Origin of the sequence: Pantoea sp. GbtcB22 (genome assembly GCF_019091025.1) — a bacterium.
GTDB classification, from domain to species: Bacteria; Pseudomonadota; Gammaproteobacteria; order Enterobacterales; family Enterobacteriaceae; genus Pantoea; species Pantoea leporis.
Genome location: NZ_JAGXKB010000009.1, coordinates 152,613 through 167,327 on the forward strand (window position 1 = coordinate 152,613; position 14,715 = coordinate 167,327).

At 56.2% G+C, this 14,715-nt stretch carries 15 protein-coding genes; 8 read left to right on the forward strand and 7 right to left on the reverse strand.

The genetic code is table 11. From position 1 onward, the window contains the following. Positions 1–4 precede the first annotated feature (4 nt). The 3 genes from ubiC to KVT28_RS21985 all read right to left on the reverse strand — a co-directional run bounded on the left by ubiC (position 5) and on the right by KVT28_RS21985 (position 1,783). Complete coding sequence (gene ubiC, locus KVT28_RS21975) at positions 5–523, reverse strand: chorismate lyase (RefSeq protein WP_101763073.1); 519 nt, start codon at positions 521–523, stop codon at positions 5–7. An 82-nt stretch (positions 524–605) separates the two neighbouring features. Next, positions 606–1,016 carry a phosphate-starvation-inducible protein PsiE gene (gene psiE, locus KVT28_RS21980; RefSeq protein WP_061718383.1) on the reverse strand — a complete coding sequence of 137 codons (411 nt, stop codon included), beginning with the start codon at positions 1,014–1,016 and terminating at the stop codon, positions 606–608. 68 nt (positions 1,017–1,084) lie between these two features. Beyond that, the gene (locus KVT28_RS21985) at positions 1,085–1,783 is read right to left on the reverse strand and encodes a UTRA domain-containing protein (protein WP_217550068.1); all 699 of its coding nucleotides are present in this window, start codon (positions 1,781–1,783) and stop codon (positions 1,085–1,087) included. A 224-nt stretch (positions 1,784–2,007) separates the two neighbouring features. Between KVT28_RS21985 and KVT28_RS21990 the strand changes: the two genes are divergently transcribed. The 6 genes from KVT28_RS21990 (at position 2,008) to KVT28_RS22015 (ending at position 8,259) form a co-directional block, all read left to right on the forward strand. Then, positions 2,008–3,069: an ABC transporter substrate-binding protein gene (locus tag KVT28_RS21990; protein WP_192236013.1), complete on the forward strand. Its 1,062-nt coding sequence runs from the start codon at positions 2,008–2,010 to the stop codon at positions 3,067–3,069. 10 nt (positions 3,070–3,079) lie between these two features. Next, positions 3,080–3,889 (forward strand): alkaline phosphatase family protein, encoded by an 810-nt coding sequence (locus KVT28_RS21995; protein ID WP_217550070.1) that lies wholly within the window; start codon positions 3,080–3,082, stop codon positions 3,887–3,889. Further along, a complete protein-coding gene (locus KVT28_RS22000; RefSeq protein ID WP_101763077.1) occupies positions 3,889–4,734 on the forward strand; it encodes an ABC transporter permease subunit in 846 nt (281 codons plus the stop codon). Before KVT28_RS21995 ends, KVT28_RS22000 begins: the two co-directional genes overlap by 1 nt. Before the next feature lie 10 nt (positions 4,735–4,744). Next, entirely contained in the window at positions 4,745–5,530 is a 786-nt protein-coding gene (locus KVT28_RS22005) for an ABC transporter permease (RefSeq protein ID WP_101763078.1), read from the forward strand. Positions 5,531–5,532: 2 nt separating this feature from the next. Then, positions 5,533–6,525 carry an ABC transporter ATP-binding protein gene (locus tag KVT28_RS22010; RefSeq protein WP_217550072.1) on the forward strand — a complete coding sequence of 331 codons (993 nt, stop codon included), beginning with the start codon at positions 5,533–5,535 and terminating at the stop codon, positions 6,523–6,525. A gap of 108 nt (positions 6,526–6,633) precedes the next feature. Further along, a complete protein-coding gene (locus KVT28_RS22015; RefSeq protein WP_101763080.1) occupies positions 6,634–8,259 on the forward strand; it encodes a Na/Pi cotransporter family protein in 1,626 nt (541 codons plus the stop codon). An 85-nt stretch (positions 8,260–8,344) separates the two neighbouring features. On the opposite strand, the gene gntU is transcribed toward KVT28_RS22015, so the two are convergent. The 4 genes from gntU to KVT28_RS22035 form a co-directional block, all read right to left on the reverse strand. After that, positions 8,345–9,685, reverse strand: coding sequence for a gluconate transporter (gntU, locus tag KVT28_RS22020; RefSeq protein ID WP_217550074.1), 1,341 nt, complete (start codon positions 9,683–9,685; stop codon positions 8,345–8,347). A gap of 2 nt (positions 9,686–9,687) precedes the next feature. Next, complete coding sequence (gene gntK, locus KVT28_RS22025; RefSeq protein WP_036621490.1) at positions 9,688–10,224, reverse strand: gluconokinase; 537 nt, start codon at positions 10,222–10,224, stop codon at positions 9,688–9,690. A 142-nt stretch (positions 10,225–10,366) separates the two neighbouring features. Beyond that, positions 10,367–11,362, reverse strand: a complete 996-nt coding sequence (gntR, locus tag KVT28_RS22030) for a gluconate operon transcriptional repressor GntR (RefSeq protein WP_217550076.1) — start codon at positions 11,360–11,362, stop codon at positions 10,367–10,369. 138 nt (positions 11,363–11,500) lie between these two features. Beyond that, the gene (locus KVT28_RS22035; RefSeq protein WP_101763083.1) at positions 11,501–12,196 is read right to left on the reverse strand and encodes a pirin family protein; all 696 of its coding nucleotides are present in this window, start codon (positions 12,194–12,196) and stop codon (positions 11,501–11,503) included. Positions 12,197–12,413: 217 nt separating this feature from the next. Between KVT28_RS22035 and KVT28_RS22040 the strand changes: the two genes are divergently transcribed. Then, positions 12,414–13,985, forward strand: coding sequence for an AbgT family transporter (locus tag KVT28_RS22040; protein ID WP_217550078.1), 1,572 nt, complete (start codon positions 12,414–12,416; stop codon positions 13,983–13,985). Positions 13,986–14,213: 228 nt separating this feature from the next. Beyond that, positions 14,214–14,705 carry a GNAT family N-acetyltransferase gene (locus tag KVT28_RS22045; protein ID WP_217550080.1) on the forward strand — a complete coding sequence of 164 codons (492 nt, stop codon included), beginning with the start codon at positions 14,214–14,216 and terminating at the stop codon, positions 14,703–14,705. Positions 14,706–14,715: the final 10 nt, after the last annotated feature.

Below are 14,715 nucleotides of genomic sequence, written 5' to 3' on the forward strand. Positions count from 1 at the left end.
GGTTTTATCCTTGATCCAGCGCGCGATAGAGCGGCGACGCCGGTAAAAATAGTTCAGTTAACAGCAGCGGCTTGCCCGACAAACGCAGGCGGGAACGGCGTCCCCATAAATCGCCAACCTGACCGGGATTGATAAAATCGCGACTCAGGGTAGATGAAGAGAATAGATAGCGGCCAAGCGGGCGCGTACCGAGCTGTTGCAGCATCTGCTCGGGGCCGTTCAGCGTGCTTTCTGGCACCACGGTGCGGCCAATCAGCCAGGGTTCGCCATCACCGCACAGCACAATTTCACGTAACCAGAAGCGCGGGTCGGCGGGCAAAAATTCCGCTTCCTCCGAGATCTCTTCAGCGCCAATAAACGCTTCGCGGATCAGTTTTACGGTCACTTGCTGGCAATGCTGCTCGAAGCGACGCGTCATGGAGTCTTCTTCCATTAACCAGTCAAGTAGCGGGGCAGAAAGCTGCGGTGAAGAGGCTGGCAGCCAGTGCAGTGCGCGTAACTGGCGCAGCGCGTCATGCGACATCAGGACATCTCCGGGAAAAAAGTTGCCCTAGTTTAGCGCAGAGGAGAATGCGTGGCACGGCTCGTTGTGCCACGCGATATTATTACTCGCGTTTCAGGCGGTTACTGTTCGCCAACCACAGCGTCACCACCAGAATCAAAATCGCCGCCGAGTAGTAGAGCGTATCGAACGGATTTTTATGGTCGACGATGATCAGGCGGATAATCGCCGTGATGCCGATGTAGATGAAGTAGCGCAGCGGGAAGTGATAGCCCGACTGAAAGTACTTCACAATCAAGGCGATAAATTCGAAGTAGAGGAAATAGATAACGATGCCTTCAATCAGCAGATAGGAAGACGTCTGCTCACCGGTGCTCAACAGCACGTTGGCCAGATGAATGGTTTCTTTACCGAGGAACACCACCAGAATAATGGCCAGAATGATCAGACCAATATTCAGCACCCACTGCAATGCTAAAGAGATGTACTGCCCAACCCCTGTTTTTATTGTCATTTTTGCGCCTCACGCTCTCAATTACTCACTGGCGCTATCATGCTGTAGTGTGATCAAAATCACAATATTTATACTTCGACATCCACACACAGCGCGTCATAGCGCCAGAACTCGCAGTCGCAATCAATCACGCGCTTGTGCTGATCGCGATTGATGCGGGTAATCAACAATCCAGGCGTGCCGCTCGCCACGTTGAGCGCGGGCGCAGCGCGCACCGGCAGCGGTCCCGGCAAAATGGTAAAATGCGCGCCGCCGTAGCGAATGCCATAGCGCTGGTCATACAGATCGGTGAGTGAACGCGTCAGGTCTTCATCCAGCAATCCCGGAAAGAAGGCGGGATTGAGGTAATGCTCGACATACAACACGGCGCGGCCATCAATACGGCGCAAACGGCGAATGCGGTAAACCCGATCGCCCTCCAGCAGTTGCAGATGACGCGCGATGGCTAATTGCGCTGGCACTTCGCGCGCCTCCAGCACTTCAGTGCTGGCAATACGGCCTTGCTCAGCGGCCATGGCGTGAAAATGGCTGTGATGAGAGGGGTTGTAGACCAGCCGAGGCGGTGCGAGAAACCAGCCACGACGCAGTTCACGATAGATAATGCCCTGCGCTTCCAGCAAACCCAGCGCCTCACGCAGCGTAATGCGCGTGGTGGAATAGTGTTCGCTTAAGCTGCGTTCGGCAGGCAAACGACCGCCGGCAAATTCACCGCTTTCAATGCGTTCCCGCAGCCCTGCTGCAATCACATCCGCCGTTTTCGACATCATTTTTCAGCCTCATTTTGGGGCAAATCTGCACTATGACAGTTCGATGACTACAATGTGACAGAGAACAACCCACGCTTTAGCGCGCTGTAACCGCATGTGGATCGTCGCGCCACACCCCGTTTCACCACCATGGTCATAAAACCTTCATCTATTCGGGCTACATTGGCTCGGTTCTTGCTGGACTAGACCAAGAAGTCCCACAACATATACCGGGAGCAATCGAGATGAAAGCGTTTATCGCCTCTGTAGTAGCCAGTGCCGTACTGCTTGCGCTGCCCGCCGCGCAAGCCGCAGATAATGACCTCGCCGCGTTAGAAAAAGCCGCGCGCGCCGAAGGTCAGGTCAACAGCGTCGGCATGCCAGATAGCTGGGCCAACTGGAAAGATACCTGGAGTGACCTCAACAGCAAATATGGCCTGAAGCACAGCGACACCGACATGTCCTCGGCGCAGGAACTGGCAAAATTTGCTGCAGAGAAAGAGAACGCCAGCGCCGATATCGGTGATGTGGGCGCTGCTTTCGGTCCGATTGCCGTCGCTAAAGGCGTGGCGCAACCGTATAAGCCAACGCATTGGGAGCAAATCCCGAGCTGGGCAAAAGATCAGGATGGCAACTGGATGCTGGCGTATACCGGCACCATCGCGTTCCTGGTGGATAAGCAGCAGGTCAAAGATGTGCCGCACAGCTGGGCCGATCTGAAGAAAGGTAAGTATGTGGTCACTATCGGTGACGTCGGCACTGCGGCTCAGGCAGCGAACGGCGTGTTGGCGGCCAGCTATGCATTAGGCGGTGACGAGAAGAATGTGAAACCGGCGTTGAGCTTCTTCGGCGATCTGGCGAAAGAAGGCCGTCTTGGCGTGACCGATCCGGTGATTGCCAACATTGAAAAAGGCGAAATTCAGGTGGCGGTGGTGTGGGACTTTAACGGTCTGAACTACCGCGATCAGATCGACAAAAACCGCTACGAAGTGGTGATCCCTTCCGACGGTTCCGTCACTTCTGGCTACAGCACCGTCATCAATAAATACGCCAAACATCCGAACGCCGCAAAGCTGGCGCGTGAATACATCTTGTCTGATGAAGGCCAGATCAACCTGGCGAAAGGCTATGCGCGCCCGATTCGTGCCGAGCATTTAACTCTGCCCGCCGACGTGCAGGCCAAGCTGCTGCCGCAGTCTGAGTATAAGAATGCCCGTCCAATCAAAGACCAGGCCGCGTGGGATAAAACTTCGAAAATGCTGCCGCGTCTGTGGCAAGAGAACGTCATCATTAATATGAAGCAGTAAGGAGCGAGGGATGAAAACGATCCTGGTGGTGTTGGATGGGCTGAGTAATCAGGTAGCGCAGCACGCAATGGGCTATCTGTTTGCTGAATGCGCGCAGGGCAACGGCCAATATTATACGCTGACTTGCGAACTGCCTTCGCTGTCGCGCCCGCTGTACGAATGCATTCTCACCGGCATTCCACCGGTGCGCAGCGGTATTATTCACAACGGCGTCAGTCGCATGAGTAATCAGCGCAGCATCTTCCATTACGCACGTGCCGCCGGTCTCACCACCGCGGCAGCCGCCTACCACTGGGTGAGTGAGCTCTACAATCAATCCCCGTTCAACGCGGCGCGCGACCGCCACACGGTCGCGCCCGATCTGCCGATTCAGTATGGGCATTTTTACTGGGACGACGGTTATCCGGATTCCCACCTGTTTGAAGACGCAGAAAGCCTGCGTTTGCGGCACGATCCCGACTTCCTGCTGATCCACCCGATGAACATTGACGATGCCGGACACAAGCACAGCCTGTCATCGCCGCAGTATCGCAACCGCGCGCGCATGGCCGATGGTTATCTGTCGCAGTGGATGCCGGACTGGCTGGCGGCTGGTTATCAGGTGATTGTCACCGCCGATCACGGCATGAACGATGACCGCTCGCACGGCGGCATTTTGCCAGAGGAGACGCAGGTGCCGCTGTTCGTGTTTGGCAAAGGTTTCTCGCTGCAGCCGGATCTCCAGCCGCAGCAGACCGAACTGTGCGGCATCGTGTGCACCTTGCTCGGCGTCGAACATGACAAACCGCTATGTCGCGCGTTACTGGCGGAGCCGCAGTAATGAAAGGCAAAACGCTCGCCGCGCTATTGCTGCTGCCGTTTGCGCTGTTCTGGGTGGCATTCCAGCTCGCGCCGCTGCTGTGGATTGCCATCAACAGCTTCTGGAGCGACATCAATGAGCGTTGGGGCTTCGACAACTACAGCGATATCCTCACCTCGCCGTTCTATTTGCAGGCGTTTCGCCTGTCGCTCGACATCTCCATCTGGTCGAGCATTTACGGCCTGCTGATCTCACTGGTTGCCGGATATTCGCTGCATCAGCTCGGCAGCGGCCGCTTTCAGCGCTTTTTGATGTCATTTACCAACATGACCAGCAACTTCGCCGGTGTACCGCTGGCGTTTGCCTTTGTCATTCTGCTCGGTCTGAACGGTTGTCTGACGCTGCTGCTGCGCCATTACGGCGTGCTGGAAGGCTTCAAACTGTTCTCGCGTGACGGCATGGTGCTGGTGTACACCTGGTTCCAAATCCCGCTCGGCATTTTGCTGCTCTATCCGGCGTTTGATGGCTTGCGACAGGATTGGCAAGAGTCCGCCGCGCTGCTGGGTGCAGGCCGCTGGCGCTATTGGTGGCACATCGGTTTGCCGATTCTGTTCCCGGCGCTGCTCGGTACTTTCGTGATTTTGCTGGCGAACGCGCTCGGCGCTTACGCCACCATTTACGCGCTCACTACCGGCAACTTTAACGTGGTGCCGGTACGCATTGCCGCGCTGGTCTCTGGCGATATCTCGCTTGATCCCAACACCGGCGGCGCGCTGGCGATGTTGCTGGTGCTGATTATGGCGCTGATTACCGTGGTGCAGCAGTATCTGGTGCGCCGCAGCTATCTCAACGCCAAACCTTCCTGAGGAGCTACACGTGTCGCGCGCGGAAAAATTTTATCATCGCCTGATTGTCTGGCTGCTGCTGGCCATTTTAGCCGCGCCGCTGCTGGCGACGTTACTGTACGGCATTTCCACCAGCTGGAGCGACACCATCCTGCCGCAGGGCTTTACGCTGAAGTGGCTCAGCGCGCTGTGGAGCGATGCGCGTTTCCTGACCGCGCTCGGTCATTCGCTACTGGTTTGCTGCGGTGCGCTGCTGTTCTCGCTGGTGCTGGTACTGCCTGCCATGTTTGTGATCGCTTACTACTATCCGAAACTGGATGCGGTGATGAACGTGCTGATCCTGATGCCCTTCGCCGTACCGCCGGTGGTGTCGTCGGTCGGGCTGCTGCAACTCTATTCGTCGTCGCCGCTGATGCTGACCGGCACGCCGTGGATTTTGATCGGCTGCTACTTCACCATCGCCTTGCCGTTTATCTATCGCGCCATCTCCAACAATATGCAGGCCATCAACCTGAAAGAGCTGATTGATGCCGCGCAGCTGCTCGGTGCCAGCACCTGGCAGGCGGCGCTGTTTGTGGTGTTGCCGAACCTGCGCAAAGGGGTATTTATCGCGGTGCTGCTCTCCTTCTCCTTCCTGATTGGTGAGTTTGTCTTCGCCAATATGCTGGTCGGCACCCGTTATGAAACCTTGCAGGTTTATCTGTTTAACATGCGCAACGGCAGCGGCCACTTCACCAGCGCGCTGGTGATCTCCTATTTTGCCGTCGTCCTGCTGGTTACCTGGCTGGCGAATGCCCTCAATCCTGAACGAGGCTGACCATGAGTTATCTGAGCGTCACCCAGCTGAACAAAAGCTACGGTCCGACCACCATTTTTGAAAACATCGATTTCAGTGCCGAAGAAGGCGAGTTTGTTACGCTGCTCGGCCCCAGCGGCTGCGGCAAATCGACGCTGCTGCGCTGTATCGCCGGGTTAACCGAAGTGGATAGCGGCAACGTGTTGCTGCAAGGACAGGATATCGTGCCGCTGCCGCCGCAAAAGCGCACCATCGGCATGGTGTTTCAGAGCTACGCGCTGTTCCCCAATATGACGGTTGAGAAGAACGTGGCGTTTGGCCTGAAGATGCAGAAACTGGCGAGGAGCGAGATTCAGAAACGCGTGATGGAAGTGCTGGCGCTGGTGGAACTCACCGACTTCGCGCGGCGTTATCCGCATCAGCTCTCTGGCGGACAGTGTCAGCGCGTGGCGCTGGCGCGTTCGCTGGTGACGCGTCCACGCTTGCTGTTGCTGGATGAACCGCTGTCGGCGCTGGATGCGCGCATTCGTCGCCATCTGCGTGAACAGATCCGCAATATTCAGCGCGAGCTGAAACTCACTACCTTGTTTGTTACCCACGATCAGGAAGAGGCGCTGACCATGTCCGATCGCATAGTGTTGATGAACCGGGGCAAGATCGTGCAGAACGGCAACGCGGAAATGCTCTATACCCAACCGGCCGATCTGTTTGCCGCCGGCTTTATCGGCAACTACAACCTGCTGAGCGCCGAACAGGCAACGCAGCTGACCGGACAGGCGTTTAGCGGCCAGGTAGCGATTCGCCCGGAGTCGATCCAGCTGTGTGCGCCGCAGGCGGGCATTCCCGCCACCATCCTCAGCCACAGCTTGCTTGGCAACGTGATTCGCTATCGGGTGCGTGCGCAAAACGTGGAACTCTCGATAGATGTACTCAACCGCAGCGTGGCAGATTTGCATCCCGCTGGTATGCAGATTGGGCTACAGTTAGAGATGTCGACGTTGCGCCAGGTTGCTTAATTTAAACGAAAAAAGGCGACACAACGCGGCGAAGGTTTTACCGGTTGTGCTCACCGTCAGGCTGGCAATCGGTGTGGTTTGAGCCTGACGGATGAGGAGCCTCTATACGTGTTAACTCTGCTTAATCTACTCTCTGCCGTTGCGCTGCTGGTGTGGGGAACACACATTGTGCGCACCGGCATCATGCGCGTTTACGGTGCCGATCTGCGTCGCGTACTCAGCCGCAGCGTTGAAAAAAAACCGATGGCGTTTCTTGCCGGTATTGGCGTTACGGCGCTGGTGCAGAGCAGTAACGCCACCACGCTGCTGGTTACCTCCTTTGTTGCACAGAATCTGGTCAGTCTGACGCCAGCGCTGGTGGTGGTGCTGGGCGCGGATGTCGGGACCGCGATCATGGCGCGTATCCTGACCTTCGATCTGTCGTGGCTGTCGCCGCTGTTTATCTTCTTTGGCGTGGTGTTCTTTCTCAGCCGCAAGCAAACGCGCATTGGGCAGTTAGGCCGCGCCAGTATTGGGCTTGGCCTGATTCTACTGGCGCTGCAGCTGATTGTCGCGGCCGCCAAACCGATCACCCAGGCGGCGGGCGTTCAGGTGCTGTTCTCGACGCTGACCGGCGATGTGATGCTCGATGCACTGATTGGCGCGGTGTTCGCCATCATCAGTTACTCCAGCCTCGCGGCGGTCCTGATTACCGCCACGCTGACCGCTACCGGTGTCATCTCCTTCAAGGTGGCACTCTGTCTGGTGATTGGTGCCAACCTCGGCAGCGGCCTGCTGGCGATGATCAACGCCAGCGGCTCCAATGCAGCGGGCAAACGCGTTGCGCTCGGCAGCCTGCTGTTTAAGCTGATTGGCAGCATCGCCATTTTGCCGTTCGTCAATGTTGTCGCCGATGTGCTGGATAAGCTGCCAGTCAATGATGAAGAGCTGGTGATCTTCTTCCACGTCTTCTACAACCTGATTCGCTGTTTAGTCATGGTGCCGTTTGCCGATCCAATGGCGCGCCTGTGCCGCCGTATGATTGCCGATGATCCCGAAAACGAAGCCCATCTCAAACCCAAACATCTCGACAGCAGCGCGCTGGATACGCCGGCGTTAGCGCTGGCTAACGCCTCACGCGAAACACTGCGCATCGGCGATGTGGTCGAGCAGATGATTGAGTCATTCAATAAGGTGGTGCACGGCGACCTGCGCGAAGAGCGCGCGGTGCGGCGGCTGGATGATGATGTTGATGTGCTTTACACCGCGATCAAACTCTATCTGGCGCGTATGCCGAAAGAGGATTTGCCGGAGGATGATTCGCGCCGCTGGGCGGAGATCATTGAGATGGCGCTCAACCTGGAGCAGGCGGGCGACATTATCGAACGCATGTGCGCCGACGTAGCGGATAAGTCACTGACCGCGCGCCGCGCCTTCTCTGCCGAAGGGCTGGAGGAGCTGCAAACCTTGCAGGAACAGGTGCTGTATAACCTGCGTCTGAGTTTGTCGGTGTTTTTGTCGCACGATGTCACCAGCGCCAAACGCCTGCGCCGATCCAAGCACCGCTTCCGCATCCTGATTCGCCGTTTCTCCCACGCGCACGTCGAGCGCTTGCATCTGCAGAATGTGCAGAGCATTGAGACGAGCTCGCTGCACCTTGGCTTACTGGGCGATATGAAGCGTTTGAATTCGCTGTTCTGCGCCGTGGCGTACACGGTTTTGGATCAGCCGGATGATGAGCGGGAAGAGGATTAAGAAGGTCAGAATCGCGCGATAAATCGCGCCGCTACAAATCCGCGTAATGGTCCGTAGCGGCGCAATGTATTGCGCTGGTTTTACATCACGACAGCAAATTAAACGCAATCATGCCAACAATCGCGCCGGTGGTGCCCAAAATGGTTTCCATCAGCGTCCATGTCTTCAGCGTTTCGGCTTCGGTGGCGCCGGTGAAGCGGCCAAACAGCCAGAAACCCGCATCATTCACATGACTGATAATGATCGAGCCGCCGCCGATACAGATCGACAGCGCGGCCAGCTGCGCGCCGCTGTAGTGCAGCGGTTCAATCACCGGCATCACTAAACCGACGGTGGTTAAACACGCCACGGTGGCCGAACCCTGAATAACGCGAATCGCGCCAGAAAGGATGAAGCACGCCAGCGCAATCGGCATGCCTGCGCCGGTCAACGCATGCCCTAAAACCGGGCCAACGCCCGAATCCACCAGCACCTGCTTAAACACGCCGCCCGCACCAATCACCAGCAGAATAATGCCCGCCGGTTGCAGCGCGCTGCCGCACACCTGCATCACCTTCTCTTTATCCATGCCCTGACGATAAGCCAGGCCATAAATCGCTACCAAACAGGCCAGCAGAATCGCGGTGAACGGATGGCCGATAAACTCGAGCCACTCATACAGATGGGAACCCGGCGTGGTGAAGCGTGCGCCGATGGTTTTCAGGCCAACCAGCAGCAGCGGGAACAGAATCAGCGCCAGACTAAAGCCAAACGACGGCAGTTTGCCCTCTTCCACTTCCGGCTGATGATCTTCCGGCGGTGCACTAAAGCTGACATGTCGGGCAATAAAGCTGCCAAACAGCGGGCCGGCAATCAGCATGCCCGGAATCGCGGCGCACAGGCCCAGCAGAATCATCCAGCCAAAATCAGCGTGCATCTGCGCGGCCAGCAGCATCGGCGCAGGACCCGGCAGCAGAAACGCGGCGGACGCCGCAACACCGGCAAACAGCGGGATCACCAGCTTAACTAAATTGCCTTGGGTGCGACGCGCCACGGCGAACGCAATGCTGATCAGCAACACCACCGCCACTTCAAAGAACAGCGGCAACGCACAGATCAAGCCAGCGACGCCCATCGCATAGTGCGCGCGGCTTTCCCCAAAGGTTTTCAACATGCGAATGGCGATCTGATCGACGGCGCCGGTTTCATGCAGGATCTTGCCGAACATCGCGCCTAACGCCACCACAATGGCGAGAAAGCCGAGCGTTCCGCCCATGCCCTTTTCCATAGTTTCAGCGATTTTATCGAGCGGCATGCCGGAGAACAGACCGGCACCAATGGAGACTAACATCAGGGCAACAAAGGCGTGCATACGCGCTTTCATCACCAAAAACAGCAGCAGCAGGACAGAGCCTGCTGCGGTTAACACTAGCGTTGCGGTACTCATGACTAACCCTTGTTGATTGCACCCTCAATGGTCGCAACCGTGGCCGCAACTACCTCATCCAGTGAATGATTGATATCAACCACCAGTACATCGGGCTCATCCGCGCCGGGTTCCTGCAGCGTGGCGAACTGCGTCACCAGCATCTGCGGTTTGAAGAAGTGACCTTTACGCGCTTTCAGGCGGGATTCAATGGTTTCGAAGTCGCCCTGCAGATAGATGAATTTCAGGTTCTCGTTGCCCTGACGCAGGATGTCGCGATAGGACTTTTTCAGCGCCGAACAGACGATGATGGAGATCTCCTGCGTGCGCTGCATGGCAAATGCCGCATCATTCAGCGCCTGCAGCCACGGCTGGCGATCGTTGTCGTCCAGCGGATGGCCATCCGCCATTTTCATGATGTTGCTGCGCGGATGGAGGAAATCCCCATCGAGGAACGCAGTGTTTAACTGATGAGAGACCTGATTGGCGACGGCAGATTTTCCGCTGCCGGAAACGCCCATCAGGATAAAGACGTGGTGCGATGGAGATGGCGTTGTCATTGTTTTGCGCTCCGGCAGTGAATTCTGCCCAATGTTACCGATAACAAATTGAGCTGCCATTGTCAGAGCCCACTGAAAGGCTGGCAACCCTTCTCAGGTGGAAAAGCACGAAAGTGTGAACTGACTCAAATAATCGCCAAAATCAGATGCTGTCACCTTCGGAGATTTCAAAGCCAACATCCAGCGGTTGCGTTAGCGTGCGCTCGCCGCCAATGCGCGCCAGCAGCATCGCTGCCGATTCCCGTCCCATACGCTCGCGCGGCGTTAACACCGTGGCGAGGCGCGGATTCACCACTTGCGTAATGTCGTGGCCGTGGAAACCGGCAATCGCCATCTGCTGCGGCACGCGTAATCCCTGACGCTGGCACTCAAACATCGCGCCTACCGCGAGGTCATCGTTGGTACAAAACAGGCTGTCAGTTTCCGGATAGCGCTTTTGCGCCTCGCACAGTAGTTGCGCGCCGGCGCTGAAAGAGGAGGCATCTTCCATCATCACGCTGTGTGGCGTGAGCCCCGCTTCGCGCATCGCTTTTTCGTAGCCCTGTTGCTTCTGCAAGGTACGTTCATCAAGGCGCGCGCCGAGGTAAACCGTATGGCGATGGCCTTTTTTCAGAATAGCATGCGTCATCTGCCGCGCGGCTTCGACGTTATCAAAGCCCACCGCCATATCGAGGCACGGCGTGACCGAATCCATCATCTCAATCACCGGAATGCCCGCCACTTCCAGCATGCGCAGCGTGCCCGGTGTATGGGTACGCTCGGTGAGGATCACGCCGTCGATGTTCCAGCCGAGCAGCGATCGCAGCTGTAACTCCTCTTTCTGCGCGTTGTAGCCAAAATGCGCCACCAGCGTTTGGTAACCCGCTTCGTCGGTGACGGCCTCAATGCCGCGCAATACGTCGGCGAAAACCTGGTTGGTTAAGGAAGGCAGCAGCACGCCGATAGCGCGGCTGGTGGCGTTGGAGAGCATATCGGGGGCGCGATTGGGGATGTAACCGAGTTCGTCCAGCGCCACGGCGATCTTATCGCGCAGCGCCGCAGAAACCTGATCGGGATTGCGCAGGTAGCGACTGACGGTCATTTTTGTGATGCCGACACGATCGGCAACGTCCTGTAATACCGGTCTTTTCTTCTTCATCGTATGCGCCTGAAATCAGAGATACGACGAGTTTATCATTTTTTTGTCATGCACTGCCTTTGAGGAAAACCTGCGCGATCAATCGCGCCGCTACAAATACGTGCAGATATTGCAGCGGCGCCATTCATTGCGCGACCTTTAAACCGGTGGCAAATCAAACAGCAGAATCTCTGCATCGCTGTCAGCTTTGATGCTCAGCGCGCTTTCATCCCAAATCGCCAGCGCATCGCTGCTGCCAACCTGTTCGCCATTCACGCTCACCAGCCCTTTCACCACCTGAATCCACACGCGACGACCGGCTTCAACTGTCACTTCATCGCTTTCGCCCTCAGCAAAGACCCAGCGCGACAACGTCATGTCCTGAAACACCTTGAGCGATCCGTCACGTTCATCCGGCGTCAGCACAAACTGGCGGCCTTTAACATTATCGAAACGGCGTTGCGCGTAACGCGGCTCAATGCCTTTGCGCTCTGGAATGATCCAGATCTGATACAGGTGCAGCGGATCGGTGGCGCTGGCGTTGTACTCCGAATGTCGCACGCCGGTACCGGCGCTCATGATTTGGAACTCACCGCTCGGAATCTGCTCTTTATTGCCCATGCTGTCCTGATGTTCAACGGTGCCAGACAGCACATAGGTCAGGATTTCCATGTCTTTATGCGGATGGGTGCCGAAGCCCTGACCACCATCGATAACATCTTCGTTAATCACGCGCAATGCCGAGAAGCCCATAAAGTTGGCATCGTGATAATCGGCGAAAGAAAAAGTGTGCCAGCTATCCAGCCAACCGTGATTAGCGTGACCGCGTTCTTCAGCTTTACGTACATAAATCATGTTCAATTCTCCTCAATGTTTTTTACAGTTTGGTACTGCGAAGGATTGATTGATAGCTGAAAAACTTCATCCCTCTGTTCAAAAAAAGTGAATGAAAACGAAAAAACGACCCAGATTTTACTGATGAGGAAGTGCGAACGAGATTGGTCTTGTAGATAACCCACTACATAACAATGAGCATCACGGACCCTGCAAGCAGGAATAACAAGGAAAAATTATGTCAGAACACATCACTCCACCCGCTAAGCGCCCGATTGAGCGCTTTTTGAATACCGTTGAATGGCTGGGTAATTTATTACCGCATCCGATTACTTTATTTGCCCTGTTTTCACTGTTTATCATTGTTGCGTCTGCCATTGCCGCAGCGTTTGGCGTCAACGTGATCGATCCCCGCCCAGTTGGCGCGGCAGGACGCGCACCAGACGGTGTGATTCACGTGGTTAGCCTGATGAGTGCCGAAGGTTTGCAACGCATCGTCAGCCATCTGGTCACCAACTTTACCGGCTTTGCGCCGCTCGGCACCGTGTTGGTTGCGCTGCTCGGTGTGGGGATTGCCGAACATTCAGGGCTGCTCTCGGCGGCGATGCGCGCGCTGGTGTTTAACGCACCGAAAAAGCTCATCACCTTCACCATCGTCTTCGCTGGCATTATCTCCAACACCGCTTCTGAGCTGGGCTATGTGGTGCTGATTCCGCTGGCCGCGATGATTTTTCACTCATTGGGCCGTCATCCCCTGGCGGGCCTGGCCGCGGCGTTTGCCGGGGTTTCTGGCGGCTACAGCGCCAACTTACTGCTTGGCACCATCGATCCGCTGCTCTCGGGCATTACCCAAAGCGCCGCGCAGATTATCGATCCTGACTACCATGTTGGCCCGGAAGTGAACTGGTACTTTATGTTTGTCAGTACCTTCGTGATTGCCATTCTTGGCACCTGGATCACCAACAGCATCGTCGAACCTAAACTGGGCAAATATCACGACAGCGAAGGTGATGCGGTGCGAGGCGATATGGGCGCGCTGACGATGCAAGAACGTCGGGCGTTGAAAGGCGCGGGCTGGGCGGTTCTTGGCGTTACGCTGCTGCTGATCCTGACCGTGATTCCGGGCTACGGCGTGTTACTCAACCCGAAAACCGGCACGCTGGCGGGTTCACCGTTCCTGAAGGGCATCGTGGTGTTTATCTTTGTCTTCTTCGCTATTCCCGGCATGGTGTATGGCCGCCTGATCGGCAATATGCGCAACGATCGCGACGTCATTAACGCCATGTCCGCCAGTATGAGCAGCATGGGCATGTATATCGTGCTGGTGTTCTTTGCTGCGCAGTTCGTGGCGTTTTTTAACTGGAGCAATTTCGGCACCGTGGTGGCAGTGAAAGGCGCTAATCTTCTGGCATCAATCGATATGGGCGCGCCACTGCTGTTTGTCTGCTTCATCATGATCTGCGGCTTTATCAATCTGATGATTGGCTCCGCCTCGGCGCAATGGGCGGTGACCGCACCGATTTTTGTCCCGATGCTGATGCTGGTCGGCTTTGCGCCCGAAGTGATTCAGGCGGCATATCGCATCGGCGATTCGGTGACCAACGTGATTACACCCATGATGAGTTACTTTGGCCTGATTATGGCGGTGGCGGCGCGTTATCGACGCGACATGGGCATCGGTACGCTGGTGGCGATGATGTTGCCGTATTCGGTGGTGTTTATGATTGGCTGGACGCTGCTGTTTGTGCTTTGGGTGTTTGTCTTCAATCTGCCGGTCGGGCCCGGTGCGGCAACCTGGTACACGCTGTAAAGGCAAAAAAAAAAGCCAGCACCCGAGCTGGCTAAATAATACCTGGAAGCAATGTGAGCAATGTCGTGCTTACCCGGTTGTCAGGAGACGTTTCCGAGCTCGCATGGCAATAATAATCATTATCATTCGCGTCTGTAAAGCCCTTTTGCGAATTATTTTGCATTGACGAAGAGCGAGAATTCCTTGATGTTAAAGGGGATTTTATCCATTTTGCACAAGGAGTCGCTCATGAGTCAGATCGTTGTTCGTCATGCTATTCCCGAAGATGCCGCTGCTTTAACGCGCATGTACAGTCAGCCTGAACCGCAAGCCAACACGCTGCATCTGCCGTATCAATCGCCGACGCTGTGGCAGGACCGCCTCAGTAATCTGCGTCCGGGTGTGCATATGCTAGTGGCGTGCATTGACGATCAGATTGCCGGGCAACTCACGGTGGAAGTGCTATCGGTGGCGCGCCGTCGCCATACCGCGACCTTTGGCATGGGCGTCGATTCTGCTTTTCATCGGCGCGGCGTCGGTAAAGCGCTGATGTCAGCGATGATTGATTTGTGCTACAACTGGCTGCAGGTGACGCGCATTGAGCTGACGGTGTTCGCCGATAATCATAAAGCGCTTGGCCTGTATCGGCAGTTCGGCTTTGAGATCGAAGGCACCGCACGTCGCCACGCCATGCGCGACGGCGAAATGGTGGATACGCACTATATGGCGCGCTTGAAATAACCTGTTAAAT

Coding starts and splice junctions, on each gene's coding strand:
- psiE (WP_061718383.1), bottom strand. CDS start 1,016: ATGACAATAAAAACAGGGGTTGGGCAGTACATCTCTTTAGCATTGCAG.
- KVT28_RS22035 (WP_101763083.1), bottom strand. CDS start 12,196: ATGATTTATGTACGTAAAGCTGAAGAACGCGGTCACGCTAATCACGGT.
- KVT28_RS21985 (WP_217550068.1), bottom strand. CDS start 1,783: ATGATGTCGAAAACGGCGGATGTGATTGCAGCAGGGCTGCGGGAACGC.
- KVT28_RS22040 (WP_217550078.1), top strand. CDS start 12,414: ATGTCAGAACACATCACTCCACCCGCTAAGCGCCCGATTGAGCGCTTT.
- gntR (WP_217550076.1), bottom strand. CDS start 11,362: ATGAAGAAGAAAAGACCGGTATTACAGGACGTTGCCGATCGTGTCGGC.
- KVT28_RS22045 (WP_217550080.1), top strand. CDS start 14,214: ATGAGTCAGATCGTTGTTCGTCATGCTATTCCCGAAGATGCCGCTGCT.
- gntU (WP_217550074.1), bottom strand. CDS start 9,685: ATGAGTACCGCAACGCTAGTGTTAACCGCAGCAGGCTCTGTCCTGCTG.
- KVT28_RS22000 (WP_101763077.1), top strand. CDS start 3,889: ATGAAAGGCAAAACGCTCGCCGCGCTATTGCTGCTGCCGTTTGCGCTG.
- ubiC (WP_101763073.1), bottom strand. CDS start 523: ATGTCGCATGACGCGCTGCGCCAGTTACGCGCACTGCACTGGCTGCCA.
- KVT28_RS21990 (WP_192236013.1), top strand. CDS start 2,008: ATGAAAGCGTTTATCGCCTCTGTAGTAGCCAGTGCCGTACTGCTTGCG.
- KVT28_RS22010 (WP_217550072.1), top strand. CDS start 5,533: ATGAGTTATCTGAGCGTCACCCAGCTGAACAAAAGCTACGGTCCGACC.
- KVT28_RS21995 (WP_217550070.1), top strand. CDS start 3,080: ATGAAAACGATCCTGGTGGTGTTGGATGGGCTGAGTAATCAGGTAGCG.
- gntK (WP_036621490.1), bottom strand. CDS start 10,224: ATGACAACGCCATCTCCATCGCACCACGTCTTTATCCTGATGGGCGTT.